Annotated in this window: 25 protein-coding genes and 1 riboswitch; of the genes, 24 read left to right on the forward strand and 1 reads right to left on the reverse strand. The window is 49.4% G+C overall.

The annotated features are described in order from the left end of the window. Positions 1-149: 149 nt before the first annotated feature. The 15 genes from GSO_RS12675 (at position 150) to rbsK (ending at position 14,836) form a co-directional block, all read left to right on the forward strand. A complete protein-coding gene (locus tag GSO_RS12675; protein ID WP_010492786.1) occupies positions 150-1,130 on the forward strand; it encodes a LacI family DNA-binding transcriptional regulator in 981 nt (326 codons plus the stop codon). A 127-nt stretch (positions 1,131-1,257) separates the two neighbouring features. Further along, a riboswitch (TPP riboswitch) is annotated at positions 1,258-1,348 on the forward strand. A gap of 530 nt (positions 1,349-1,878) precedes the next feature. Further along, positions 1,879-2,448: an ECF transporter S component gene (locus GSO_RS12680; protein ID WP_010492788.1), complete on the forward strand. Its 570-nt coding sequence runs from the start codon at positions 1,879-1,881 to the stop codon at positions 2,446-2,448. A gap of 3 nt (positions 2,449-2,451) precedes the next feature. After that, positions 2,452-3,795 carry an ABC transporter ATP-binding protein gene (locus tag GSO_RS12685; protein ID WP_010492789.1) on the forward strand — a complete coding sequence of 448 codons (1,344 nt, stop codon included), beginning with the start codon at positions 2,452-2,454 and terminating at the stop codon, positions 3,793-3,795. Positions 3,796-3,799: 4 nt separating this feature from the next. Next, positions 3,800-4,447 (forward strand): energy-coupling factor transporter transmembrane component T, encoded by a 648-nt coding sequence (locus tag GSO_RS12690; RefSeq protein ID WP_010492790.1) that lies wholly within the window; start codon positions 3,800-3,802, stop codon positions 4,445-4,447. A gap of 69 nt (positions 4,448-4,516) precedes the next feature. Then, positions 4,517-5,209 carry a thiaminase II gene (tenA, locus tag GSO_RS12695; protein WP_010492791.1) on the forward strand — a complete coding sequence of 231 codons (693 nt, stop codon included), beginning with the start codon at positions 4,517-4,519 and terminating at the stop codon, positions 5,207-5,209. Beyond that, positions 5,190-5,690, forward strand: a complete 501-nt coding sequence (gene thiW, locus GSO_RS12700; protein WP_010492792.1) for an energy coupling factor transporter S component ThiW — start codon at positions 5,190-5,192, stop codon at positions 5,688-5,690. Before tenA ends, thiW begins: the two co-directional genes overlap by 20 nt. 270 nt (positions 5,691-5,960) lie before the next feature. After that, a complete protein-coding gene (gene thiM, locus GSO_RS12705) occupies positions 5,961-6,803 on the forward strand; it encodes a hydroxyethylthiazole kinase (protein ID WP_010492793.1) in 843 nt (280 codons plus the stop codon). Then, entirely contained in the window at positions 6,800-7,429 is a 630-nt protein-coding gene (thiE, locus tag GSO_RS12710) for a thiamine phosphate synthase (RefSeq protein WP_010492794.1), read from the forward strand. Before thiM ends, thiE begins: the two co-directional genes overlap by 4 nt. 1 nt (position 7,430) lies before the next feature. Then, positions 7,431-8,267: a bifunctional hydroxymethylpyrimidine kinase/phosphomethylpyrimidine kinase gene (gene thiD, locus GSO_RS12715; protein ID WP_010492795.1), complete on the forward strand. Its 837-nt coding sequence runs from the start codon at positions 7,431-7,433 to the stop codon at positions 8,265-8,267. Positions 8,268-8,676: 409 nt separating this feature from the next. Beyond that, positions 8,677-9,684: a ribose utilization transcriptional repressor RbsR gene (gene rbsR, locus GSO_RS12720; RefSeq protein WP_029345607.1), complete on the forward strand. Its 1,008-nt coding sequence runs from the start codon at positions 8,677-8,679 to the stop codon at positions 9,682-9,684. 42 nt (positions 9,685-9,726) lie between these two features. After that, entirely contained in the window at positions 9,727-10,119 is a 393-nt protein-coding gene (rbsD, locus tag GSO_RS12725; protein WP_010492797.1) for a D-ribose pyranase, read from the forward strand. Positions 10,120-10,285: 166 nt separating this feature from the next. Beyond that, positions 10,286-11,788, forward strand: coding sequence for a sugar ABC transporter ATP-binding protein (locus tag GSO_RS12730; protein ID WP_010492798.1), 1,503 nt, complete (start codon positions 10,286-10,288; stop codon positions 11,786-11,788). After that, on the forward strand, positions 11,772-12,752 hold the full coding sequence (locus GSO_RS12735) for an ABC transporter permease subunit (protein ID WP_010492800.1): 981 nt from the start codon (positions 11,772-11,774) through the stop codon (positions 12,750-12,752). The genes GSO_RS12730 and GSO_RS12735 overlap by 17 nt, the downstream gene beginning before the upstream one ends. Positions 12,753-12,807: 55 nt before the next feature. After that, positions 12,808-13,767 (forward strand): D-ribose ABC transporter substrate-binding protein, encoded by a 960-nt coding sequence (locus GSO_RS12740; RefSeq protein ID WP_010492802.1) that lies wholly within the window; start codon positions 12,808-12,810, stop codon positions 13,765-13,767. A gap of 97 nt (positions 13,768-13,864) precedes the next feature. Continuing rightward, positions 13,865-14,836, forward strand: a complete 972-nt coding sequence (gene rbsK, locus GSO_RS12745; RefSeq protein ID WP_010492804.1) for a ribokinase — start codon at positions 13,865-13,867, stop codon at positions 14,834-14,836. Between the two features lie 131 nt (positions 14,837-14,967). Here the strand turns inward: rbsK and pbp4 are convergent, their stop codons facing one another. Further along, entirely contained in the window at positions 14,968-16,956 is a 1,989-nt protein-coding gene (gene pbp4, locus GSO_RS12750) for a penicillin-binding protein PBP4(5) (RefSeq protein ID WP_010492806.1), read from the reverse strand. Positions 16,957-17,355: 399 nt separating this feature from the next. On the opposite strand from pbp4, the gene GSO_RS12755 reads away from it, so the two are divergent. The 9 genes from GSO_RS12755 to GSO_RS12795 all read left to right on the forward strand — a co-directional run bounded on the left by GSO_RS12755 (position 17,356) and on the right by GSO_RS12795 (position 25,802). Then, the gene (locus GSO_RS12755; RefSeq protein ID WP_029345608.1) at positions 17,356-18,084 is read left to right on the forward strand and encodes a metal ABC transporter ATP-binding protein; all 729 of its coding nucleotides are present in this window, start codon (positions 17,356-17,358) and stop codon (positions 18,082-18,084) included. Beyond that, the gene (locus GSO_RS12760; RefSeq protein ID WP_010492810.1) at positions 18,081-18,926 is read left to right on the forward strand and encodes a metal ABC transporter permease; all 846 of its coding nucleotides are present in this window, start codon (positions 18,081-18,083) and stop codon (positions 18,924-18,926) included. Before GSO_RS12755 ends, GSO_RS12760 begins: the two co-directional genes overlap by 4 nt. Further along, a complete protein-coding gene (locus tag GSO_RS12765) occupies positions 18,923-19,882 on the forward strand; it encodes a metal ABC transporter substrate-binding protein (protein ID WP_010492812.1) in 960 nt (319 codons plus the stop codon). The genes GSO_RS12760 and GSO_RS12765 overlap by 4 nt, the downstream gene beginning before the upstream one ends. A gap of 156 nt (positions 19,883-20,038) precedes the next feature. Next, the gene (locus GSO_RS12770) at positions 20,039-21,421 is read left to right on the forward strand and encodes an MFS transporter (RefSeq protein WP_010492814.1); all 1,383 of its coding nucleotides are present in this window, start codon (positions 20,039-20,041) and stop codon (positions 21,419-21,421) included. After that, the gene (locus GSO_RS12775) at positions 21,402-21,836 is read left to right on the forward strand and encodes a MarR family winged helix-turn-helix transcriptional regulator (RefSeq protein ID WP_010492816.1); all 435 of its coding nucleotides are present in this window, start codon (positions 21,402-21,404) and stop codon (positions 21,834-21,836) included. Before GSO_RS12770 ends, GSO_RS12775 begins: the two co-directional genes overlap by 20 nt. Next, on the forward strand, positions 21,833-22,396 hold the full coding sequence (locus GSO_RS12780; protein WP_010492818.1) for a hypothetical protein: 564 nt from the start codon (positions 21,833-21,835) through the stop codon (positions 22,394-22,396). Before GSO_RS12775 ends, GSO_RS12780 begins: the two co-directional genes overlap by 4 nt. A gap of 14 nt (positions 22,397-22,410) precedes the next feature. Beyond that, entirely contained in the window at positions 22,411-22,626 is a 216-nt protein-coding gene (locus tag GSO_RS12785) for a hypothetical protein (RefSeq protein WP_010492819.1), read from the forward strand. 490 nt (positions 22,627-23,116) lie between these two features. Continuing rightward, complete coding sequence (locus GSO_RS12790) at positions 23,117-25,189, forward strand: BglG family transcription antiterminator (RefSeq protein ID WP_010492822.1); 2,073 nt, start codon at positions 23,117-23,119, stop codon at positions 25,187-25,189. Continuing rightward, positions 25,179-25,802, forward strand: coding sequence for a bifunctional 4-hydroxy-2-oxoglutarate aldolase/2-dehydro-3-deoxy-phosphogluconate aldolase (locus GSO_RS12795; protein WP_010492824.1), 624 nt, complete (start codon positions 25,179-25,181; stop codon positions 25,800-25,802). The genes GSO_RS12790 and GSO_RS12795 overlap by 11 nt, the downstream gene beginning before the upstream one ends. The last annotated feature ends 2 nt before the right edge of the window (positions 25,803-25,804 follow it).

Raw genomic sequence — 25,804 nt, forward strand, 5'->3', positions numbered from 1 at the left:
GCAATGACACCGCACAAGGGTGGCAGAAAAGTGCACCAACAAGATGGAACACAGCGACGCGTTATCGCCTCAGCCCAAGCTACGATCAACAACGCCGATGCCGTCAGTATGTGTCAAGCGTGGAATCTAAAAAGGGGTAATACCAAACTATGACCGTTAAACTTGAAGATGTCGCCAAACTGGCTGGAGTGTCGCCGACCACGGTCTCCCGCGTGATCAATAATTACGGTGCCATCAGTGACAAAACGAAAAAGGCGGTTCATGCCGCCATGAATCAGCTGAATTATCGACCGAATACTTTGGCCCGCTCGCTACAAGGTAAGTCACCGCATCTCATTGGATTGATCTTCTACGACGTGAGTCACCCATTCTTCGGTGAGCTGGTCTCCCGACTTGAGAATCTGCTGTTTGAACGCGGGTACAAGGCGATCTTATGCAACAGCGCCAATGATCCGGAAAAGGAGCGCGAGTACCTGCGCCTGCTGGCAGCCAATCAGGTCGACGGTATCATTGCCGGAGCGCACAATGAAAATATTCCGGAATATAAAGCGTACGGACTACCGATCGTCAGCTTTGATCGTAATCTGGCTCCGACCATTCCGATCGTAAGCTCCGACAATGCCCAGGGCGGGCGCTTGGCCGCATCCGTCTTGTCAGCCAATGGCGTGCAAGCCCCGCTAATCATCACCGGTAAGGAATTGCCGAATTCACCGACAAATGCCCGGTCACAAGGATTTCACGATTACTTCGCCGCCCATGGAATCGAATCCGCGACCATGGCGATCCCGTTCGAGACCGCGGCCGCCATCCGCCGCACGGAGATCCAACGCTTATTGACCAAGGGGCAGTATGATGGAATCTTCTGCACCGATGATCTGACTGCCATGCAGGTCCATCAACAGGCTTTGACCATGGGAATTCGCGTTCCGGATGACCTAAAACTGATCGGGTATGACGGCACTCGCTTCATTCAAAATTATTACCCAGCGCTGACAACGATTGTTCAACCGCTGGACGACATCTCAAAACTGCTAGTCGACCTGTTACTGACAAGGATCAACGATCACAAGGCTGACCTAGACCCGAATTATTTGCTGCCGGTGAGCCTGCATCAAGGCATCACGGCGTAAAGTGCACCATCACTGGGTTCGGTATTTTTTGTTACCAAGCAGGCTTGACCAAGAAGTTGGCGCTATTCATCAGTTCTTTCCTGTAGCGCTTCCAATTAAAAAGTGATATACTGCCGTTACAATCAAATAGAAACATTTGGGGTGCTGTAAAAGCTGAGATGATACCCATGGAACCTGATGCAGTTAGTACTGTCGCAGGGAAATGTCGTTAAGATCAATCGTTTTTTGATGCTTATTTGTGATTTCATGGACCCCGCCGATGAATTTGGTGACGGGTCCTTTTTTGTGAGCGCGAGCTGGCGCGGTTAGAAGCCGGAGTGTAAGTGGCCTCAGACCGCAATGGCCGGTCTTAGCCATTGCGGTCTGAGGTCCTTACACGCAGGCTTCTGCGCCAGGGAGCGCGTTATGGAGAGCGGACGTCGGGCTTTGGCCATTTGGGCTTCAAGGTCCTTACACGTAGATTTCTGCGACTGTGAGCGCGTTATAGAACGCGGCAGTCAGACTCCGCATGTGCCCAAAATAGAACAAATTCCCCGCGTAAAAATCGCACCATTGCGTCTGGGTTTTGGCCATTTAGGCTTGAGGTTCTTACACGCAGACCTTTACGCTGACGGGCGCGTTCTGGTGAGCCGCTGCGCTTTCTGACTTGGCGGGTCAGCGAACATGAAACGCAAGTAAGCTTTGAAATGATGAATTGATCGTGCTTAGCCCCCGTCTGTCTTTATTTGAAGAAATGGGGGTTATTTTTATGGACAAATGGTCGTTGCGCGATGTTGTTTTGCTGGCATTTCTGGCGTTTTTGTTTGGCGGTGTCTTTATGGGTGCCGATGCGATTTACGCGTTGCTGGCAGCGGCATTGACGCCAATCGGTTATGCGCCGTTTGCCAATGAGATTTTGTTTGGCATGTGGGTGATGGCGGCACCGATGACCGCCATGTTGTTGAAAAAGAAAGGTAGTTCGATTTTAGGCGAATGTTTGGCAGCGCTGGCGGAGATGCTTTATGGTTCCTACTTTGGCCCGGCTGTGTTGCTGTCCGGTTTTGTTCAAGGCTTGGGTAGTGAAGCGGGATTCATAGTGACTCGTTATCGGCGCTATGACACAGTGAGCCTACTTTTGGCCGCAGTTGGTACGACGGTTTTCAGTTTTACCTATGAGTACTTCAAGTTAGGTTACGGCGCTTACAGCCTCGGCATGATTCTGGCATTGGTGACGGTGCGCTTGCTGTCGGTTATTTTCTTCGGCGTTGTTTTGGTTCAACTCGTGATGAAACTTTATGAACAGGCCGCTGGTGCCAAGCGGTTGGCTGGCAGGTCGTAAATGATGGGAATTGAACTAAGAAAATTGCGATTTCAGCGGGATGGCCCATTGTTTGACGGCCTCGATTTCGAATTTGCGACGGGCGCGATGACTGTGCTAACCGGCGACAGTGGCAGTGGGAAGTCGACCTTGCTCAGCTTGATTGCCGGATTTGCGCCACTGACTTATGAAGGTACGATTTTGGTGGATGGACAGGATAATCACAACGCGTCTATGCAAACGAAAGCGAGCAGAGTGGGGATGTTGTTTCAGAATCCCGATCAGCAATTTACCATGCGAACCTTACGCGGTGAACTTAATTTTGCTTTGGAAAATCTCGACTTGCCGGCTGATGTGATGGCGAAACAAATCCGGCAGTCGGTCGCACTGGGCGAAAACGATACTTTTTTGGATCGGGACTTACAGACACTTTCCGGTGGTGAAAAGCAGCGCGCGGCGTTGACGGTTTTGCTGGCGATGGATGCGCCGGTTTTGTTGCTAGATGAGCCGTTTGCCAGCATTGATCCGGCTAGTCGGCAGCAACTCATCACCAAGCTGGGTAAGTTACGCGATGCGGGGAAGACCATTGTCATTGCCGATCATGACTTAAGCGATTATGCCGGCGTTGCCGATGAGCTTGTGTCCTTGGAAAAGGGACAGCTGACCCGCTTGCCGTTAACGACACTTACCACGATTCCGACTCATTTTCATTTAACACAAACCGATGCGGTCACGACCCCCTTGCTTCACCTTGATCAGGTGGTTTGTTCACAGAATTGCCGGGTGTTGATCCGTGCAGCTGACTGGCATTTCAATACCGGCATCACGACCCTGACTGGCGCTAATGGTAGCGGGAAATCGACGTTGTTGCGCGCCATGGTGCAGCTGCATCCTTACCAAGGCCGCATGTTTCTGGGTGAACGGCGCTTGCGGCACAGACAGCGATTGTTTCAGACGATGACACTGGCGGTGCAAGATGCCACGAAGCAATTTGTAACGCTGACGCCGGCGGATGAATTAAAGTTCGGTGCTCCGCTCACAGCCGAAGTTCGCGAACGCCAACAAGCGGCCCTCGACTATCTGGGATTGACGGAGAAGCAATCCGGCAGCCTGTATCACTTGAGCGACGGGCAAAAGAAAATGATTCAACTGATTGCCATGTTGAGCCTGGATCGGTCCTTTTTACTGCTGGACGAGCCGTTCAGCGGATTGGACGAGCGCGCGTGTGCATTTTTTACCGCATGGATTAAGGAAAAAGCAGCTGAGGAAGCCTTTTTGATTGTGACCCATCGGCTTGCTCCGTTGGCAGGCGTGAGTCAACAGCATGTTCAACTGGCCGATCAACACTTGGCGGTGCTTGGGGAGTGAGACGATGTTGCCAAAAAAGACGAATGCGCTGAATCTGAGTTTGCTGATACTGCTTTTGACGCTTGAAATATCGTTTAGTCATTCGGTGAAACTTGACTTGGCGTTGATAGGCTTAGCTACTGGCTTTCTGCTGTGGCGACGCGCATTTAAAAGCCTAGTTGTTTTAGCGTTGCTTCCGCTGATACCCGCGGCGAGCACATACTGGGCGATTACCTTACATGGTACGGATACGTCCTACGCGTTGTTACTGTTTGTGCGAACTTATGCTTTCACCGCGCTGGGCTTGGTGTTTCTGATCGGCGTCGATCTCGAGGCATTGCTCCTGTGGCTGGAACAACACAAGCTATCGCCTAATTTTGTCTACGGTCTGCTGGTTGTCATCCACGCCTTGCCGCAAATCATGCATGAGGTCGCGGCGATTCGCGAAGCCAGTCTATTGCGCGGGCAAAAGTTGCATCCGTGGTCGCCCATGATTTACGTCAAAGTGATTTTTGTCGCCATGTCGTGGCAAGACCAGTATGTCAAAGCCATGTACGCCCATGGTTATACCGAAGGCGCCAAACGAAATGTGCGCCGCGCGATCATTAGTTCACGCCGCGGCTTGGTGGCGGCAGCGGCACTGTTTCTGCTGTTGAATGTCTTGGTTCGATAGCTGTTGGCATGCCACGAGGCGAAAATCCCGCGATGCTGACGAAAACATTGATTAACGAGAGGATAAAAAATGAAATTTTCAGAACTTGCACGGCAACAGGTCGTGCCTTATTGGGAAGGGAGTCTGTCGCATCCGTTTCTGACTGAGTTACAGGATGGAACGCTTGATCCGACGATTTTCCGATTCTACCTGATTCAGGATGCGTATTATTTGAAACACTTTAGCCATTTGTACGAATTAATTGCGGAGCAGGCTCAAGAACCTGAGTTAAAAGCCTATGCTGAGCAATCTGCGGCTGGTTTGGCAGCAGGTGAATTGGCAGTGCGGCAGGATTTTTTTGAAACATTGGCAATTACTGATGAAGAAGTGGCCGCCACGGCGATTGCGCCAACAGCCTACCATTACGTTTCGCACATGTACCGCCAGTTGGTTGAAGGAACGCCGCATGTTGCGATTGCGGGGATGCTGCCGTGCCCGTGGCTTTATCAGGAAGTCGGACAATATTTGGCGCAGCGCCAGTCACCGGTGCCGATTTACCAACGCTGGATCGAAACCTATAGCGGCGATGAAAATGCTGACGACCAGCAGGCAGCAGTCGCATTGGTTGATCGGCTTTACGAGCACAGTACACCAACCGAACAGCAACAGATGATTGCCGCTTTTAAAATCAGCTCACAGATGGAATACAGTTTTTGGGAGATGGCCTATCGCTTGGAAGCATGGCCGAAAGGGAGGATCGCCGATGGGGCAAAACCGCGTTAAACGGCTGGCCATGTTAGCCATGATGATTGCATTGGATGTTGTGTTGTCGCCGTTATTTCGGATTGAAGGGATGGCACCGATGTCAAGCGTGGTCAACGTAGTCGCTGCCGTTGTGATGGGACCGCTATACGCCACGGTGATGGCCTTTGCCTGCGCCATTTTACGGATGACACTGCTGGGTATTCCGCCACTCGCCTTAACCGGGGCGGTTTTCGGGGCATTCTTAGCCGGCATCGGTTACCGCTTCGGTCGCCAAAATTGGTGGGCCGCTGCCGGTGAGATTTTGGGCACCGGATTGATCGGTTCGCTGCTGTCGTATCCGGTGATGGTTTGGTTCACCGGCAGCAGTCAGTCCCTTTACTGGTTTGTCTACACGCCGCGGTTCTTCGGCGGATCCATTTCCGGCTCGCTCATTGCATTATTTGTTTTATATGAGTTAGATCACAACGGCATCACGCGCCGATTGCAAAAGATATTTTGAGCGTGAGCTGGCGCGTTTAGAAGTCGGAGTATAAGTGGCCTTGGGCGTGATGGCCCGGGTTTGGCCATTGCGCCCAAGGTCCTTATACGCAGACTTCTGCGCCAGCGAACGCGTTATGGTTGAGCGTGAACCGGCGCGTTTAGAAGCCGGAGTGTAAGTGGCCTTGGGTGTGATGGCCCGGGTTTGGCCATTGCGATCAAAGTCCTTACACGCAGGCTTCTGCGCCGGCGAACGCGTTACTGTCAAAACAAAACAGGAGGAGCAGAATTCATGACACAATCAATTACCGAAGTTTTCGCAGATGCATTTAAAACCACTTTTCCCTTGAAGTCGTCGCCGCTGGTAGACTGCATCACCAATCCCGTGACGATCGAATCGATGGCCAACGCGCTGTTGTATATCGATGCTAAGCCGGTGATGGCTGATCTTCCGGAAGAGTTTCCGGAACTTTTCACCCAAATCGATGCGCTATTGCTGAATTTAGGCCACATTTCCCCTGAACGCAAAGATAGTCTGTTGGCGGCAGGACGTTATGCCGCAGAAACGCATAAGCCTTTTGTGGTGGATCTTGTCGGGGTGGCGGCAACGCAATTACGTTACGACATCGGCCAGCAGTTACTGCAAAATCACCCGAATGTGGTCAAAGGCAACATTTCCGAAGTGCGCCGGTTTGCTGGGTTGAAAAGTACCGGCCGTGGCGTCGATGGTAGTCAGCTGGATCAAAGTGCGACGGCGCTTGCCGAATTAACGAAGGCCTTGCAGGAACTGACCGAGCGATTCCCGAACACGACATTTTTGGCAACGGGAGAGACGGATTTAGTCGTCAGTGCGAAAGGTCAATGGCGCTTGGAAAATGGGGTGCCGCAACTGGATCGGTTTACCGGTACCGGCGATATTGTCGGTGCGTTGACGGCAGCCTTGCTGGGTATCGGCCTGTCGAACGATGAGGCGGTCGTTTTAACCGTGAGCTATTTCAACTGCTGCGCTGAGGTGGCCGCAGCCCAAAACACGGCAGGCGGCATTGCTTCGTTCCGGGAGAAGACGTTAGATCAATTGTCGTTGTTGGCTGATCAAGCAGATTGGGTGCAAATGGTGAAAGGAGAAGCTCTATGAAACCAGAAGACCTGAAACTTTATTTAGTGACACACCGCTATGACGAGTCGCAGGCAGCGTTTTTAGCCAAGATTACCGCGGCGTGTGAAAATGGCGTCACCATGGTACAGCTGCGGGAAAAACAGTTGAAAACCCGTGATTATTACGCGTTGGCCGAGAAAGTTAAGACGATCACTGACCACTATCACATTCCGCTGATGATTGATGATCGCGTGGACATTGCCTTGGCGGTTGATGCAGCAGGGGTACACATTGGCGATGACGAATTGCCGGTGGCAGTGACGCGCAAGCTGATCGGACCGGATAAAATTCTGGGGGTTTCGACCAAAACCCTGGCCACGGCCACGGCTGCTGCAGCGGCAGGCGCGGACTATCTCGGTGTCGGGGCGATTTTCCCAACGCCAACCAAGCCGGACTCGCCGGTACTTAGCATCGAGACCCTTAAGACCATCACAGAAACCGTGCCGATTCCGGTCGTGGCGATTGGCGGTATTAAAGAAAGCAACCTCGACACTTTCAAAAATACAGGCATTGCCGGCGTGGCGATTGTCAGTGAAATTATGCAGGCACCGGACACAGCCCAGAAAGTTCGCGCAATCAACGAGAAATTGAAAGAGGTGTTGTGACATGAGTAGCGTCAATCGCACCCCTCAAGTCGTGACCATTGCCGGGTCGGATTCCGGCGGCGGTGCCGGCATGCAGGCCGATCTGAAGACGTTTCAGGCTCGCCATGTTTTTGGGATGAACATTGTGGTGGCACTCACGGCGCAAAACACGTACGGCGTTCAGGCTAGCTTGCCGATTCCCACTTACTTTATTGATGCGCAGTTTCAGTCACTAGATGCGGATTTTGCTATTAAAGCCGCCAAAACCGGGATGTTGGCTGATAGTGAACACGTGGAGGCGGTGGTCCGCAATCTGCAGCAAGTCGACTTCGGACCACTAATCGTCGATCCCGTCATGGTCGCCAAGGGCGGGGCGACGCTGCTTGAACCGGAGGCCGTTGCAACGATCAAAAGCAAGTTACTGCCGCTGGCTGATGTGGTGACGCCTAACTTGCCGGAAGCTGAGATCATCGTGGGCCGTCCGATTAAAACAAATGCCGACACGATCGCAGCGGCGCAGACCATTCAGCAGCTCGGCGTCAAAAATGTCATCATCAAAGGTGGCCATCGCAGCGAAGATGACCAGGCAGCCGACTATATTTTACTTGAGGATGGCAGCAGTTTTTGGCTGAGCGCGCCACGAATTGCCACGGCCAATACCCACGGCACCGGCGACACGTTCTCGGCATGCATTGCCGCGGAATTAGCCAAGGGCCAGCCATTAAAAAGTGCCATCGTAACGGCTAAAGGCTTCCTTCAAGGCGCCATCAGCCAAGGTATTTTTGTCGGTCATGGCCACGGACCGACCAATCACTGGGCGAAGTTAAGCGATAAAGTGCGCATGAGTGAGACTAGGTAATTTTTAATATCAACGATGAACCGTCATCCAGAAAGCTAAGGGTGATGGTTCATCTTTTTATGGAGTCAAAATTTTTTGGTATAGGAAAAAAGTTTCACACACATGACTTAAAAATCACGAACTTTGGACGTTGCCTGTTATGTAACAGTTTGGTTTTGCTAACAAGACACTGGGTTAATTAAGATGATTAAACTAGCTATTTTGCATCGCTAACAACATAGGTACACTTTTAACTTTTAGGTGTAGCAGAAGAACACGTCAATAAAGTTAACCATGCTCACATTCTCCTATTTTGTTTCATGAAAATCGAATTCTTTTAATTGACAGCGCTTCCATAATCGCGTTAAGCTTGATTCGCAAAGTTAAGTAAAACGTTTTACCTAAAGATGCAGGCAGGGTCGTGGATGTTATGAAGAAAAAGGTCTCAATTACTGATGTCGCCAAAGAAACCGGATTGTCGGTGACAACTGTTTCGCAAATTTTGAATGGCAAAGGTGCGCGGTTCAGCGAAGCGTCACGAAAACGGGTGCTGGCAGCTAAGGAAGCATTAGGCTATGAACCGGATTTGTTTGCGCGGGGTTTAGTCGGCAAACGCGGCAACTCAATCGGCGTGGTAATCCCGGACATGATGAACCCCTTCTTCGCCAGCTTTGTGGTCAGTGTTGAAAAGGCGGCGATCCCACGTGGTTTGTTCCCGCAGATCTTTTCCATCAACGGCTTTCATGAAAATGTTGACTATTTTATTCGCCAGTTTCTTGGCGGGACGCAGCGGGGATTGATTTTGGCCGCACCAGAGGCTTCACAGGAAATTGTTCAAAAAGTGGGTCATCAACTTAGTCTGCCAATGGTGTTTACGGATCAGGCCACCACGTTGATGACTGGCGATAGCATTCGGATTGACGAGAAGCACGCTGGCTTTTTGGTCGCGGATCATTTACTGCAGCTGGGGCATCGGCGAATTGCGCTTGTGTTGCCACAACGGCTGACCATCAACTTGCAGGATCGCCTTGCCGGGTATCAGCAAGCCTTTGCGACCCATGGCGTTACTTTTGATCCAGCATTGGTTTTCCGTAACAGCTTCGATCCGGAAGGCGGACGGCAGGCAGTCGCACAAATTGTTAAGACAGATGCCACGGCGATTATCGCGATTAATGATGATGTTGCCAGCGGCGTTTACCGCGGCTTGTACGAGCAACACAAGCGAATTCCGGAAGATTACGCGGTTGTCGGATTCGATGATGTCACGCAAGCTCGGTTCATGACCCCGGGTTTAACCACCCTGGCGCAACCGGTTGACCAACTGGGCCAGCAAGCCGTTGAACTGCTGGTGGCGCAGATGAGTGGCGAGCACAATACGCGCAATGCGGTTGAGCTGCCGGTGAAGTTGGTTAAGCGTGGTTCGACGCGGCCAGTGTAACCGCACCAGCTTGCGTTCATAAACTTTTAGGAGGCGTTTATCTTGAAAAAAGGACCTGTCATTAACACAGAACTGTCACAGGTTATCGCGGACATGGGGCATTTTGACCTGCTCGGCATTGGCGATGCCGGTATGCCCGTGCCAGAAAATGTCTGGAAAATCGACCTCGCCGTTAGTAAAAATCTACCAAGTTTCATTGCTGTTTTGGAGAATGTCCTAACAGAATTACAGATTCAAAAAGTGTACCTAGCTGAAGAAATCAAAGAACAAAATCCAACCCAACTGGCACAAATTCAAGAACGTATTCAGGTTCCGATTGTTTTCATGCCACATGAGCAGATGAAAAAAGATCTCAGTAAGACAAAAGCTTTCGTTCGCACAGGGGAAATGACGCCTTATTCGAATATCTTGTTAGAAAGTGGCGTCATTTTTTAAAGAGCGTGAACTGGCGCGGTTAGGAACGCGGCCTTGGGCGTGATGGTCGGGCTTTGGCCATTACGACCGAGGACCTTACACGCAGACTCCTGCGCCAGTGAACGCATTTTCAAAAGTTTGAAGTTTTTTCATATCACCACACATTCAGCACTTGGGGGAAAGCGCAATGAAGATCGAAATGAAGAAGATCACCAAGAGCTTTGGTGCCAATCAGGTTTTGAAAGGGGTGAATTTTACTGTCGAGTCCGGTGAGGTCCATGCGCTGATGGGCGAAAACGGTGCCGGAAAGTCGACGTTAATGAACATTTTGACGGGACTTTATCCGGCGAACAGCGGCGAAATTCTCGTGGATGGGCAACCCACAACCTACTCCGGACCGATGGAAGCCGAACAGCATGGCATCAGCTTTATTCATCAGGAAATGAACAATTTTCTGGAGATGTCAGTGGTCGACAACATGTTTTTAAACAAAGAGCTGCGCAACAAGTTTGGCTTGATGGATAGCAAAGCGATGCATGATCAGGCGGTTCATTATCTAAGTCAACTTGGTGCTAAATTCGATGTCGATCAGCCGATTGGCAACTTAAGTGTTGGGCGCCAGCAAATGGTAGAAATAGCCAAATCGCTTATGACCGATGCCAAGATTATCATCATGGATGAGCCGACAGCCGCATTGACCGAAGCAGAAATAGACCAACTCTTCAGTGTCGTGCGGCGACTCAAAGCTGATGGGGTGGGATTCATTTACATTTCCCACCGCATGGAAGAAATTTTCGAGATTGCCGATAAGGTGACGGTCATGCGAGACGGGCTGTCCATCACAGAATATGCGACCAAGGAAGTGACCATGAAGCAGCTGGTAAAAGACATGGTGGGCCGCGAGATTGACGACTTTTATCCAGATCGTACGCCCAACTTTGGCCCAGTGGCAATGGAAGTCAAACACCTGACAGAAAAAGGCGTATTCAGTGATGTGAGTTTCAGTGTGCGGCAAGGCGAGATTCTTGGGTTCTCTGGTTTGATGGGCGCGGGGCGAACCGAGATTATGCGCGCAATTTTCGGGATCGATAAGTATCAATCCGGGGAGATTCTGTTGGATGGGCAACCGGTCAAAATTCGCGATCCGCAAGATGCCATTCGCCACAATCTCGGCTTCTTGACGGAGAATCGAAAGGATGAAGGACTCATTCTGGACGATTCACTACACGACAATATTGTGTTGCCTTCGATTGACGGCTTCGTTAAGCATGGCTTGGTGGATGAAAAAGCCACCGATGATTTTGTTCGGATGTTAATGAAAAGGCTTACAGTCAAAGCAATGGGTCCTGAAGTCACTGCCGGCAGTCTGAGTGGCGGGAATCAGCAAAAAGTGGTTTTGGCAAAATGGATCGGTTCCGGATCCAAAGTCCTGATCCTCGATGAACCGACTCGCGGCGTGGATGTCGGAGCCAAACGTGAAATTTACGACTTGATGAATGAGCTGACTGATCGGCATGTCGCCATCGTCATGATCTCCAGCGATTTACCGGAGATTTTGGGGATGAGTGATCGGATTGCAGTGGTCTATGAGGGACGCATCACCGGTATTTTGGATGGCGAAACGGCAACGCAAGAGTCGATTATGACTCTGGCAACAGGAGGAGTGGAAGAACATGCAGGCGCAATCTAAAACCAAAGCTGCTGGCAAATTAGACGTTAAAAAGATTTTTAGTCGCTTAGGGCCGCTGCTGGCATTAGTCGTGCTAGTGATTCTTGTTACCATCATGAGCCCGACCTTTGTGTCACCGGCAAACCTTTTGAATTTACTGCGGCAGGTGTCGATTAATGCTGTCATTGCCTTTGGGATGACCTTCGTGATTCTGACTGGCGGCATTGACTTGTCGGTTGGCTCGATCCTGGCATTGTCAGGTGCCGTTACGGCATCCATGTTGACCAGTGGCTTTGCTGCACCGTTAGCACTGGCAGTCGGATTGATCCTTGGCGCAATTTTCGGCTTATTCAATGGTGTTCTCATCGCATACGGTAAAGCCGCACCGTTTATTGCCACCTTGGCAACCATGACGATTTTCCGCGGTGCCACGTATGTCTTTACAAATGGGAACCCGATCACCGGCGCCAAAATGAACAATAGCTTTCTGTTTCAGTTCATGGGTCGCGGGTACTTGTTCGGTATTCCGTTCCCGATCATTATCATGATTGTGGTCTATGGCATTTTGTTCGTACTGTTGCACAAAACCGCTTTTGGCCGAAAAACCTATGCACTGGGCGGTAACGAAACAGCCGCGCGGATTGCCGGCGTGCGGACAAAAGTGGTCACCATGCTTATCTATACGATTTCTGGCTTAATGGCTGCAATCGCCGGGATCATTCTCACATCGCGGCTGAGCTCGGCACAACCCGATGCTGGCACGACTTATGAAATGGATGCTATTGCGGCGGTCGTACTTGGCGGCACCTCGCTAGCCGGAGGGAAAGGTCGGATTTTTGGCACGCTGATTGGTGCGTTGATCATCGGTACGTTGAATAATGGGATGAACCTGCTGGGTATCTCTAGTTTTTATCAGCAGATTGTCAAAGGGATCGTGATCCTGATTGCGGTACTGCTGGATCGGCGTTCTTCTAACAATGGGTAACAAATGTGGATACAAAGTCCTTGGGGAAAAGCCAAATTTAGGAGGAAAAAAGAAAATGAAACACTCGTTCAAGCGCTTTTTAATGGTAGCAGTTGTGGCTGCCGCAGCTATTTTCACATTAACGGCATGCGGCAACACCGGTCTTGGCTCCAGTTCTGATAGTGGCAGCAAGGTAACCAAAAAGGCACCGAAGGATTTGAAAGTCGGTGTGTCTCTGTCAACGCTGTCTAATCCATTCTTTGTTTCTGTCCAAAATGGCATTCAGGATCTGGCTAAAAAGAATAAAACCAATGTGCAGATTTCTGATGCTCAAAACGATACCGCCAAGCAGAATAACAACGTTGAAGACATGATCCAAAAGAAAGTTGATGTTCTGATTATTAATCCGGTCGACTCAAGTGCGATTACGCCAGCTGTTAAAGATGCCAACGATGCTGGTATTCCGGTGATCACCGTTGACCGGTCCAGTGATGGCGGTAAGGTTTTAACACTGGTCGCTTCTAACTCAGTCAAAGGCGGGCAGATGGCAGCGAAGTATTTGATTGACAAGCTAGGCAAAAACGCCAAGATTGCTGAATTACAAGGGATTCCGGGAGCCTCAGCAACCCGTGAACGTGGTAAAGGGTTTGATGCTGCGGCAAAAGGTCAGCTTGATATTGTTTCCAAGCAAACAGCCGGTTTTGATCGTGCCAAGGGTCTGACCGTAACAGAAAATATTTTGCAAGGTAATGGTGATATCGTCGGTATTTTCTCGCAAAATGATGAAATGGCATTAGGGGCTGTGCAGGCAGTCAAGGCCGCTGGCAAGAAGATCACGATTGTCGGCTTTGATGGCGAAGCGGATGGCATTAAGGCGGTTAAAGCCGGTGACATGGCGGCAACAGTTGCCCAGAAACCGGAAGAAATGGGTCGGTTGGCGTTACAAGCCGCTTATGACCACTTCAATGGCAAGACAGTGAAGAAGAACATCGAATCACCGCTCTCACTTGTCACGACAGAAGATGCGAATAAGTAAGCGTCATGTTACGCTTGAAGCTATCGTGAGCTAGCAGTCGAAAAAAGGGCCGGTGCACGGTCCTTTTTACTTATTGGATATTGGAGGAAGAAAAACGATGCCTAATCATGTTGTTGTTATCGGCAGTATCAATGTCGATTCTATTTTGCACATTCAGCGGCTGCCCAAGCCTGGCGAAACCATGGAGATGGACGCCTTTTCGCAGGCAGCCGGCGGTAAAGGGGCTAACCAGGCAGTGGCGGCGGCGCGATCTGGCGCCAAAACCAGCTTCATCGGTCGGGTCGGCGACGATGCCAATGCGGCCTTTATGCGTGGTGAATTGGTTAAAAATAAAATCGACACGCAATACGTAACCACAACTAGCGGCGAGCAAACCGGACAAGCGTATATTTTGCTGCAGTCGTCCGGACAGAATTCCATTATCATTCAGCATGGGGCTAATTTCGATCTGACGCCAACCGATGTGCAACAAGCGGCAGCCTTGATTCAAACCGCTGATTTTGTAGTAGCCGAGTTGGAGACTCCGGTGGATGCAACTGCAGAAGCTTTCAAGATCGCCAAAGCGGCCGGAATGGTGACCATTTTAAATCCGGCACCAGCGCAAAAAGACTTACCGCTAACACTGCTGAAAAATGTGGATCTCATCACACCGAATGAAACCGAAAGTGAATTGATCACGGGTATCCCGGTCACAGATGAAGCCAGCATGCGGGCCTCGGCGGCGTATTATCACGAACTGGGTATTCGCGGCGTGATCATCACGTTGGGCTCGAAGGGTGCGTTCATTTCACTGGATGGTCAAGCAACCATTGTCCCAGCCTTTAAGGTGAAGGCCGTTGACACCACCGCAGCCGGCGACACGTTTATCGGCGCCTTGGCTAGCGTATTGCAGCCAGATCTCAAAAATATTGTCGAAGCCGCCACCTATGCCAGTATGGCCAGTTCGTTTACAGTTCAAAAGTTGGGGGCGTTCCCGTCGATTCCGCTGGGGGTTGATGTTAAGGCGGCATTGAACGACGTTTACAGTTCAAAAGTTGGGGGCGTTCCCGTCGATTCCGCTGGGGGTTGATGTTAAGGCGGCATTGAACGAGCATAAATAATTTATTAAGGGCAAATCATGGAACGAAAAAAACCGCGTCGATCTCTCATCACTAGTGGAGAAATCGGCGCGATTTTTAAATGTGCGAGACAGACGTTCAATTAATACAGACTGGCAACATATGGCTTCATGGCAGTCACAACTTCGCCGCTGCCAGTACCTTCGATCAGCGCGACGGTCAGATAGCTGTTCTTATCAGCGTCCATGGCAACTAGGAAGCCATTTTCTTTGCCTTCGGTGTCTTGCTTTTGCTTGAGTTCGGCGGTGCCGGTTTTGGCGGCGATAGTGTGGCCGTCGATAGCAAGATCATGCGCCGTGCCGGTTGGATCGGAAACGACATGGGTTAAGGCCGTTTTGACGGTGTTAGCCGCGGTGGCCTGCAAGACGCTGGTGCGTTTGCCTTTCGTGTCTTGGATTAGCGTCGGCTGCTGCATGGTGCCGCCGTTTGCGATGGCACTGTACATGGCTGCCTGTTCGATCGGCGACAAGAGCAGTTGCCCTTGACCGTAAGCTGTATCGGCTAAAAGCGTTTCGGACGAGAGCTTGCCGGAGTTGGAGATCTGGGCTTTTTTCATGGTTAGGGGTAAGTCGGCTTGCGTCTTGAAAAGTGGCGCGAGGCCTTTGAGGTAAGCTGAAGCGCCCATTTTCAGAGCGACTTGGGCGAACCAGATGTTGTCGGAGTTGACCAAGGCCTGTGTCATGTTCTCAGGCGAAGCATCGACGGTCCGCGTCACCTTGTAGTCACCCCAAGAGCCGTCCTTTTGCCACTTGAGCCCAGAAATTGACTTGGTTGTATCTGGCGTAATCGTCTTGTTTTGTAAGGCAATGGCCGCTGTCAGCATCTTGAACGTTGATCCGGGAGCGTAACGCTGGGCGAAGCGGCTAAGGAACGGCAAGGATTGATTGTTGGCATACTTATCGTAATCGGTCTGACTGATCCCGTTGACGAATGCGTTCGGGTCATAACTAGGCGCACTGGCCAGCGTCAGCAGTTCGCCATTTTTCGGGTTCATGGTCACCACATTGCCGGATTTGCCAGCAAGTTGGGCGTAAGCAGTTTTCTGCTGGTTGGCATCGATGGTCAGCTTCAGATTCTTGCCGTTCACGGCTTTTTTACTTAAAAGTGGGTGAACGTTGCTGCCGTTTTGAATCGAAATGGTGCCGCCATCGGTTCCGCGCAGTTGCTTGTCGTAAAGCTGTTCCAAACCGGTTTTGCCGATTTTACTGTTGGCAGTCAGAGTCGGATCTTTGCGAATATCTTCCGCGGTTGCGGTGCCGACATAGCCGATCAGTTGCGCGGCGGCTTCGCCTAATGGATAAGTGCGGGAACCGATTATCTGGTAGGCGGCACCGGTTAATGTCGGTGAGTCGGTGACGATTTTGACCGGGACAAACGTGTCATCGGTGACCCAGGACTGCTTAAGTAACGTTTCGAGGCTGGTAACCTTCACGTTCCACGCCGCGGCAATTTTCTCGAGATTGGCCGTGCGCTCGTCGCCGCTGCCTAGCTTGCCCGGAACAAGTCCAGCCTGCGTCACATCGCCGTTCTTAGCGAGCGGTTGATCGTTGCGGTCAAGAATCTGGCCGCGCGTGGCGGCAGTGACATCAAGTTGCACCGTGTCCTTGCCGTCCATTGAAGGAAAAAGCAGTCTTGGCGCCCAGCGGATCAGCCATTTGTTGCCGGTTTTGACAATCGATGCATCATAATGCTGGGTGTTCAGTTTGCCAACCTTGGTATTCATGGTGGCATCAAATGTCATTTCGTAAAGCTTATTGTTCTGCTTCTTGGTTGTTACCTTACTGATTTTAATGTTGCTGGCACCAACCCGATCAAAAACGGCCTGATTTCGGGCAACCAGTGTTTTAGGCGTATAATCCCAGCCCGGCCCGGAAAGGTGCTTGGTATCCACTTGCTTGACGGCCTTGGTATATTGACGCTTGGCAAATGCTTGCGTATACGCTTGGGCCGTGGCCTGAACCGCATCAGCTTCGGACTTGGCTTGATACCAGTGATAAAAGCCAAAGCCGCCGCCGATAATGATCACAGCGGCAATGACACTGCCAATCACGGTGAGGGTCGTTTTTTTCATTTTCAGTTCTCCATTCTGAGCGTTCACCGACTCCTGCGCCGGCGAACGCGTTGTGCATGTCCTAAAATCCCAACAAGGTCATTCTACGCTTCGAACTGCGCAGAGGAAACTTGGGGGAACTAAAAAATGCCTTGGAGAAAACGAATGTTATCTCTAAGACTTGTCTATTGACGGGCATTGACGGTAAAAGAAATTCTCACAATTAATGATGATCGGCATATAAATCTTTTCGGAAATCTTCCAATGAATTGAACGCTTTTATTCGCGCGGCTTGAATCCATGAGATCATCAGCTGCTCAATTTTTATAAAACAATCTTCAAAATAAAGTATTGACGAACTTATAAACTTAGGGTAGACTAACTTTGGTACGTAATCATTACGATTAAGGAGGGATCGCCATATTAAAAGTCAACCATATCACCGTCAGTTATCAGCGGAATCTTAATGTCGTCGAAGATGTTAGTTTTGAGGTGAAGGAAGGTGAAATCGTTGGCATTATTGGGCCGAACGGTGCGGGTAAGTCCACATTAATCAAAGCCATGATGGATCTTATTCCGCACCAAGGCAATGCGGCGATGGACGGGCAGCCGTTAGCAAAACAGGCTCAGAAGATCGCGTACGTTCAGCAAAAAAGCAACATTGATCTAACGTTTCCTATCACTGTGCGCGAATGTGTGGCACTGGGTCTGCAGGCCCACGCCAATATGTTCGGCTACACTGGGAAAAATGAAGGCAAAGCGATTGCACAAGCACTTGAGATGGTGGACATGACGGATTTTGCCAAGCGCCAAATCGGTCGACTGTCGGGCGGCCAATTGCAGCGCGTTTTGATTGCCAGGTGTCTGGTTCAGGAAGCCGACCTGATCATTTTGGATGAACCGTTTGCCGGCATTGATAACCGTAGCGAGTCGGCCATCATGATCGTTCTGCGTAAGTTGCGGGCGGAGGGGAAGACCATTTTAATGGTGCATCACGATTTAAAAACCGTTCGCTCATACTTTGACAGTGTCGTGATGATGAATGTCAACATGATCGGGGCAGGTCCGGTTGCGACAACCTTTACGGACACGAATCTTGAGCAGGCGTATGGATTACCCATGCATGTCAATCAGGGAGGGCAGTCATGACACTTACTTTTTGGCACGATCTAGCTGAGTTTCATTTTTTGCAAAATGCCCTGCTGACATCCATCACGGTTGGCATTGTTGCCGGGGTGATCGGCAGTTTTGTGATTTTACGTGGGATGTCCTTAATGGGCGATGCCATTTCCCATGCAGTTCTTCCCGGCGTAGCAGTTTCTTTTATGGTCGGCATGCCGACAGTGGTTGGCGCCGCAACTTTTGGCATTGCGGCCGCGATATTGATTACCTTGATTCGCCAACACAGCCTGATCAAAAGCGACACCGCCATTGGCATTATTTTCAGCTCGTTTTTAGCACTCGGGGTTATTCTGATCGCACTGGTTCACACAACCACCAATCTTTTTCACATTTTATTTGGAAACGTTTTGGCCGTTCAAGACAAAGACATGTATTTGACCATTGGGATTGCGGCCGTCGTCATCGCCTTAGTTGTACTATTCTTTCGCCGCCTTCGACTCACATCCTTTGACCCGGTGATGGCGCAGGCGATGGGAATTCACACCAATGCCTATCATTACCTGTTGATGGTGATGCTAACGCTGGTTGCGGTTGTGTCGATGCAAAGCGTTGGGACGATTTTGATTGTGGCTTTATTGATCACCCCGGCAGCAACGATTTATCTTTTTGCCAATCGGTTACGCACCATGGTTATTGCTTCCGGCGCACTGGGCGGCCTGATTTCTTTCGTCGGGTTGGTGATTGGCTACTCGTTTAACATTGCAGTCGGTTCCTGCATCGTGCTTCTCGGTACATGTGTTTTCATTGTATGTTTTCCATTTTCCAAAAAGCAGAACTTAATCAAACTACCTATTGGAGGAAGATCATGAAAAATAAGAACCGTAAAGGAGTCCTCGTACAAGCAGCGATCGTTGTGACGGCACTTATCGGGCTGACGGCTTGCGGCTCCAAAAGTAAAAGTTCGGACAAAACGGCTCCGGCAGGGTCAAAAATATCGATCGTTGCCACGGATACGATTATTGGCGACATTGCGAAAAACGTGGCTAAGGATAAGGCCAAGATTCATGTGATCGTTCCGGTGGGCCAGGATCCCCATGAGTATGATCCGTTGCCTGCGGATGTGTCGGCGACCGGGAAGGCAGATGCGATTTTTTACAACGGAATCAATCTCGAAAATGCGCCTGGCGCTTGGTTTACCAAAATGATGAACAACGAAGGCAGTAAAGCAAAGGCTAAGGCAGTGGCGGTCAGTGATGGTGTGGACGTCATCCACTTGCAAGGCAAAGGCGAGTCTTCGAAACAGGATCCGCATGCCTGGCTGAGTCTTGCTAATGGGATGATTTATACCCGCAACATTGCGAAGAAACTTGAGAAAGTCGATCCGAAAAACGCGGCTTTTTATAAGCGTAATGCGGCTACCTATGAAGCCAAACTGAACAAGCTACACCAATCGGCTAAAAACAAGTTTGACAAAATTCCGGCTGAAAAGAAGCTGATTGTCACCAGCGAAGGCTGTTTCAAGTATTTCAGCAAGGCCTACCAGATTCCATCTGCGTATATCTGGGAAATCAACACTGAAGAAGAAGGCACGCCGGAACAGATTTCGACGCTGGTTCGCAAGCTCAAGCAGACCAAAACGCCGTCGCTGTTCGTTGAAAGTAGTGTCAATCCAAAGCCAATGAAAACTGTCTCGAAGGATACCGGGATTCCGATTTACGCCACGCTTTTCACCGATTCCATTGCGGCACCGGGCAAAACCGGCGACAGTTACTATGGGATGATGAAGTGGAATTTGGAAAAGATTGCGGCTGGACTGGAAAAATAAGTTTAAGAAAGCTCAATGAGACAACGTTCTCGTTGGGCTTTCTTGCATTAAGAACCGGAATTTTTATGGTGGTGGCGCAAAAAAATATGGTTATATTTTTAAATTTGCTTGCGAAAGCAAATAAATATCTCTATAATAACAACAGGAGGTGAGGCCGTGATTAAACAGTGGCTGATTCTCATCACCCTTGGCTTGTTCTTCTTTATGGTCATCATTGACGGAACGATTGTTGTCGTTGCCGTGCCGACCATCGCCAAAGATTTGGCGGTAAGTCCGAGCCGAGTGAACTTATTGTTGACGGTTTATCTCACAACGATCAGTGTTTGTCTGTTGTTCTTCGGGCAACTGGCTGATCAATATGGAAGATCGCGCCTGTTCATTTGGGGCACGTATCTCTTCCTGATTGGTTCCGGGTTAGCCGGATTTGGTAGTCATTTTCAACTGGTTTTGGCAGCCCGGGTTGTGCAGGCGGTCGGGGCCAGTATGACGATGGCGACGAGTTATGCGATTGTTGCCGATGTTTTCCCGCCTGCACTTTTGGGGCGTGCGTTAGGGATCGAGTCGATTTTTATTTCAGCCGGGGCACTGGCTGGCCCGGGTCTCGGCGGCTTAATCTTAAGTCGGTTGCCCTGGGGCTACATTTTCTGGGTGAACTTACCCATCGGTTTGCTTTGTTTGTTAATTGAATGGGCCGTTTTCCCGAGAGTGACGGCAGCTTCAGGGAAAAAGAAGGCTGATCACCGGGGATTTTTGCAACTCATTGTCATTGGCGGATTGTTGTTGCTGCTTCAAATAAACCATGTTCCGCTACTGACAATTGGGTTGCTGGTGCTGATCGGCGGTGGTACCTACCTGTTTTGGCGGCATGAGCGGCAAGCGCCAGAAGCAATGCTGGATACGCGGCTGTTCAGGAACCAACGCTTTTCGCGGAATCTGGCGGCTTCGTTTTTGAATTATGTTGCGGCGTATTTTTTCACCTTACTTGCGCCGATTTATCTGCAACTAATTCTGCGCGTGCCGGTTGCCGTGTCTGGGTATCTGTTGATGCTCACACCGTTGACCGCATTGGTGGCCAATCCGCTTGCTGGATTCCTCACTGATCGCTGCGATCGGCGCCGGCTCATGGTGGTCGGCTTGCTGCTGCTCGTCGTAACGAACGCCGCCTTTGCTCTGGTGCCCAACGAAAAAGTGCTCTGGCCGTTTGTCATCGTGTCCGTTGTCTTTGCATTAGGGACGGCTCTGTTCACGAATCCGAACAGCGTTGTGCTGATCCAAAGCGTCGATGCAAGCATGCGGGGACAGGTCGGTGCCGCCACCTCGCTAGCCCGCCAGCTGGGGATGAGCATCGGCAGTGCAGTTGCCGGATTGGTCTTTTACCAAACACTCGGTCTGATCCGGCCCAACGTTACCGCAGCTAACGCGGGAGCACCCGCGTTACTCACGGCGCAATGCGTCAGTTTCTTGCTTGCAGCTGGGCTATTTTTAATTGCAGCCATGATTTTAGGAAAGAAGGTTAAAGATGCCAAAAGAACCGGATGAATTAATCGCACGGGTCAACATTTTATCCCGCACCATCCAGCATGATCTGGATGCAGCGCTGGCTCCCACCACGCTCAATGCCAGCAACTACTATTTTATTTTGAAACTGGGCACTGTGGACGAAATGAGTCAGGAGACCCTTTTCAAAATGATTCACCTCAATCCCAGCAACGTCACGCGTAGACTGGCGCAACTGATCGCGTTGGGATTTGTGGTCAAACGCCGCTCCGATGAGGACAAGCGCGCATGGGTCATCAGCCTGACGCCAAAAGGTCGCCGGCTGGTACCCATGGTTAGACGTATTGTGACTGACTATGAAGCAACGCTGACAACGGGATTGAGTGCTGCCGAAAAGGTCGCCTTTAAACAGATGCTTGATGTGCTGAACAAAACGGAAAAGGGGTCGGAACTTTGAAAAATGAATTCATGAACTTACTGCCTATTCCCCAAGACTTTTATGTGGTTGAAACCGATGTCCGCAAACGCAATAGGGCGAGTGTCACGGTCGAACGGTATCAAAACACCGATGACATCACGCCCAACAACAAACATCTGACCGTGGTCACCGATCAAAAAGGCCACTTGATCAGCTTCAACTCAAGTGCCTTCAAAAACGGTGGACACTTGCCAGATGCTGACAAAGCTCTGCAGCAAGCGATCACTTTGTTCAATCAACTTGATCCCGACTACGCGGCCGGCTTGAGCTACATGCGTACCGAGCGGCAGGAGCGGCATTATGAAGACAACGGCGTGCATGTTTCGGCACCGGTTTACTGGATCAAATTTGCCCACCGGAACGGATCCTACAACTGGGTCACCATCGGGCCAGACAACCAAGTGATCGAAGTCGAACGCGAATCGTTGTGGGATTATTTTCGCAATCGGCGCGCGACGGAGATGTGGAACAACGACAACTGGGTCTTGGCTAGAGAAGGCAAGGCGCCACAGTTGTCAGCACCGGACGCGTTGGCGTAAAGAGGTGAAGCCATATGGCAAAGCCGGATTTTGACACACTGATCAGGCGGCTGGGCGATTTGCAAGAAGAGGCCCGCCGTCTGGAAGAAGAGGACTATATCAGTGCGCGGTACAAAGGGTATAGTTCGGAGGGCCTCACTTTGGAAGAGGTGATGGCGCGGTTGAAAAAAGTCGAACGCGAGATTGCCAAGTTGGAAGAGCGGTTGACGCGTTTGGATGATGAGGTGTAGCGCTTTGTGATCATGGCTTAAGATGATCGGCGTTAGCTTGATACTTTATGCGGGTTTTAGTTGAAAAAAACGAGGCATAACGATATTCTTTTTGTAGAGTAGAGTACTGAATGTCATTCGAAGGTCACCGCGGCTTAGTCACCCGCATATTGATAGATCGTTCGAATGCTTAGACGCCTTACAGCGTATTTGTAAGCATACTTGGCTACCGCTAATAACATTATTAATGCAGTGTAAGAATTTGGCCCAGCTCAAAAAGAACTGGGCCTTTTTGCGTAAAGTGAATTTCGGTGAGTTACGTGACATTGTGAAAGAATTTCAGCTACTGGCAAAACGTTGTTATATAGAGGCATTTCGAAACTTCATAACACATCAATTGCTTAAAACCTGATAGAGCTAACAAAAGACGGCATGAAAACGGATTCAATTAATGAAGACATGCCTCTAAAATAATGGTTGTAGAAGTTCAGAAGCGGAAAGAGGTGAATCAATGAACAAAAGGGAAGCACGCATCCTCTCAGAAATCATCCGTCATCCCAAGATAGACTCCATTAAGTTACAACAAATGATGGGCTTAACGGGACGACAACTTTCATATTCTATAGGTCACATCAACGACGCTTTGAATGAACAAGGCTTGCCTGCCGTTAAGAAGTTAGGAGATGGTTCTTTACAAGTAAAGGATGAAGTATTTAGATTCTTGGCCAAGTCAGATGATGCTTTTAAATTCGATAATTACCATGAAGAAGAGGAGCGAATGTACCTCACCTTACTATATTTGTTAACAACTTCAGACAATGTTTCCTTGAATCACGTTGTTGATTATCTGGGCATCAGCAAGACAACTGCTGAGAAGGATATTAGGCGAACAAGATCGTTTTTGAAGCAGAGACACGAGATGCTTCTGAAATATACCCGAACTAACGGTTACTTCATTCAGGGCTCAGAGGTAGCTCAACGATTAGTGCTAAATGATACCGTTTTGAACTTACAACAATACTCAGATAGCCAGGATGTGATTTCGAAAACATCTCGTGTAGGGATTGAAGAGGTTGTGCACTATGCACGAGAAGTGGAGAAGCATCTTGATGTTACCTATTCTGATGATGCTTTCGTTACACTGGTAAATACACTTGCCGTTAATATTACAAGGAACTTATCAGGGAGAGTTAAAGATTCAAAATACTTTGATGATGAGTTAACGGATACCACTGAATTGGCTTCAATAACCTCCGCCACTAATCCTGATTGGGTTCGTTCTAAAGCAGACTTAGAATGGCTGACGCTGATATTCTTGTCTTCCAATACCTTGAGAGGTGCGTTTCAGGACGAACAAAGTCCGATCTTATCAGCCGTTGAGAAAATGGTAAATCAATTTGAACAGGATACTTTGGTAAAGATCCCTAATCGAAAAGCTTTTGATAAACAGCTACTGGCTCACTTAAGACCAGCCTACTTCCGAGTCAAGTACGGCATGCACTTGGCAAATATCGGAGTTGATAAGGTGTTTCGAGAAGACTCTTGGCACAAAATGCTCTTTGAGACTGTTAAGAATGATTTGAAACCATTGGAGAAGCTTGTAGGGAAAAGCTTTCCAACAGAAGAAGTTAAGTTGATTACCTTTTATTTTGGAGGTGTTCTCGAAAGCCGGAAGCAGCCAGATAATAATCAGCACCGCGCTGCAGTCGTTTGTACAAATGGAATTATATCAGCGCGTTTAATGTTTGAACATTTAGTTCGTTTGTTTCCGGAAATCACTTTTCTGTCCGCAACGTCCGTTCATGACTTTGAAGCCTTTGATAGGGATTATGATCTTGTGTTTTCAACGGTTCCTCTTAACACACACGCAAGACAATACATTATTCACCCTTTGATGACAACGGAAGAGTCAATAAATCTTAGGTTTCGAGTTTTAAACGATTTAGGAATCAGCACGCAACAAGGATCAGTTGATCAAGTTCTACAGATTGTTAAGAAGCATGCCACAGTACGTGATGCTAAGGGATTGAAAAATGACATCTTAGCGTGGCTAGTGAAGTCAAATATTTCCCAAGATGAGGAGACTAAGGAGTCGCAACTGCCGTCGCTCAAGCACTACCTTAAACCGGAGTTGGTCCAAGTAGTTGATGCCAGTATGGACTGGGAGAAAGCACTCCGTTTCTCAGTTGCGCCATTGCTTGATAGAGGTATAGTTACGCAGCACTTTGAAGACGTCTTAGTCAAACAAACCAAAGATCCAAGGTCGTTTGCTTTTTTAGGCACCCGCATGGCAATTCCACATACGTTGCCAGAGAATGGTGCACTAAGCGAGGCGTTTGGTTTCAGCATTTTTAAAACGCCTGTATTATTCCCGGGAAAAGAAGCCATATCAATTATCGTCCCAATCTCGTTGCGCGATACAACTAGACATTTGCGGGCAATCCAACAGCTTAGTCGTATTGCAGAAGATACAGAGCTGATTGATAAATTAATTAACACTAACAGCTCAGAAGTTGCATATCATTTGATCTTGGAAAACATACAGGATCAAAAGAAACAAGGAGGGTTAAAACTTGAATATTGACAATTATCCAAAGGTTACAACAATCATGCGCGGATACACCTATGAAGAAGCTATGGCTGTTATAAAAGTGTTGTCTTCATTTAATCACCAAGTCGGGGTCGAAGTGACAACTAACAATCCAGATTATTTGAAGATCATTCATGATGGTAATGAAAAGTATGGGGACGAGGTTGATATTGGTGTAGGTACGGTCTTAAATGCCGGACAGGCCTCGTCTGCCATTGCATCCGGCGCTAAGTTCATGCTAGGGCCAGCAGTATTCACACCTGATATTTTCAAAATTGCACGTGATGCCAAAGTTGTTACAGTTCCTGCTGCTATGACACCATCTGAGGTTGTTAAGATGCTTGACTTAGGCGCTAACATTGTCAAACTATTTCCCGCATCAACACTCGGCCCCAGTTTCTTTAAAGCCATCCAGGGTCCCTTGGGTAAACAAAGATTGATGGCCGTTGGAGGTATCAATGTAAAGAACGCAAGAGAGTTTTTTGAAAATGGTGCAAGTTATCTCGGCGTTGGTAGCAGCATGTTTAATCATAAAGACGTGGAGAACAACAACGTTGAAGGCCTAAAAAAGTCTGTCAAAGCTTTTCTTGAGACAGTGCCTGAGTAGGA

Source organism: Lacticaseibacillus zeae DSM 20178 = KCTC 3804 (assembly GCF_000260435.1).
In the GTDB taxonomy this organism is placed as follows: domain Bacteria; phylum Bacillota; class Bacilli; order Lactobacillales; family Lactobacillaceae; genus Lacticaseibacillus; species Lacticaseibacillus zeae.

Excerpts from the sequence above, each read along its gene's own strand:
- GSO_RS12675 (WP_010492786.1), top strand. The coding sequence starts at position 150 with ATGACCGTTAAACTTGAAGATGTCGCCAAACTGGCTGGAGTGTCGCCG.
- GSO_RS12680 (WP_010492788.1), top strand. The coding sequence starts at position 1,879 with ATGGACAAATGGTCGTTGCGCGATGTTGTTTTGCTGGCATTTCTGGCG.
- GSO_RS12685 (WP_010492789.1), top strand. The coding sequence starts at position 2,452 with ATGGGAATTGAACTAAGAAAATTGCGATTTCAGCGGGATGGCCCATTG.
- GSO_RS12690 (WP_010492790.1), top strand. The coding sequence starts at position 3,800 with ATGTTGCCAAAAAAGACGAATGCGCTGAATCTGAGTTTGCTGATACTG.
- tenA (WP_010492791.1), top strand. The coding sequence starts at position 4,517 with ATGAAATTTTCAGAACTTGCACGGCAACAGGTCGTGCCTTATTGGGAA.
- thiW (WP_010492792.1), top strand. The coding sequence starts at position 5,190 with ATGGGGCAAAACCGCGTTAAACGGCTGGCCATGTTAGCCATGATGATT.
- thiM (WP_010492793.1), top strand. The coding sequence starts at position 5,961 with ATGACACAATCAATTACCGAAGTTTTCGCAGATGCATTTAAAACCACT.
- thiE (WP_010492794.1), top strand. The coding sequence starts at position 6,800 with ATGAAACCAGAAGACCTGAAACTTTATTTAGTGACACACCGCTATGAC.
- thiD (WP_010492795.1), top strand. The coding sequence starts at position 7,431 with ATGAGTAGCGTCAATCGCACCCCTCAAGTCGTGACCATTGCCGGGTCG.
- rbsR (WP_029345607.1), top strand. The coding sequence starts at position 8,677 with ATGAAGAAAAAGGTCTCAATTACTGATGTCGCCAAAGAAACCGGATTG.
- GSO_RS12730 (WP_010492798.1), top strand. The coding sequence starts at position 10,286 with ATGAAGATCGAAATGAAGAAGATCACCAAGAGCTTTGGTGCCAATCAG.
- GSO_RS12735 (WP_010492800.1), top strand. The coding sequence starts at position 11,772 with ATGCAGGCGCAATCTAAAACCAAAGCTGCTGGCAAATTAGACGTTAAA.
- GSO_RS12740 (WP_010492802.1), top strand. The coding sequence starts at position 12,808 with ATGAAACACTCGTTCAAGCGCTTTTTAATGGTAGCAGTTGTGGCTGCC.
- rbsK (WP_010492804.1), top strand. The coding sequence starts at position 13,865 with ATGCCTAATCATGTTGTTGTTATCGGCAGTATCAATGTCGATTCTATT.
- pbp4 (WP_010492806.1), bottom strand. The coding sequence starts at position 16,956 with ATGAAAAAAACGACCCTCACCGTGATTGGCAGTGTCATTGCCGCTGTG.
- GSO_RS12760 (WP_010492810.1), top strand. The coding sequence starts at position 18,081 with ATGACACTTACTTTTTGGCACGATCTAGCTGAGTTTCATTTTTTGCAA.
- GSO_RS12765 (WP_010492812.1), top strand. The coding sequence starts at position 18,923 with ATGAAAAATAAGAACCGTAAAGGAGTCCTCGTACAAGCAGCGATCGTT.
- GSO_RS12775 (WP_010492816.1), top strand. The coding sequence starts at position 21,402 with ATGCCAAAAGAACCGGATGAATTAATCGCACGGGTCAACATTTTATCC.
- GSO_RS12785 (WP_010492819.1), top strand. The coding sequence starts at position 22,411 with ATGGCAAAGCCGGATTTTGACACACTGATCAGGCGGCTGGGCGATTTG.
- GSO_RS12790 (WP_010492822.1), top strand. The coding sequence starts at position 23,117 with ATGAACAAAAGGGAAGCACGCATCCTCTCAGAAATCATCCGTCATCCC.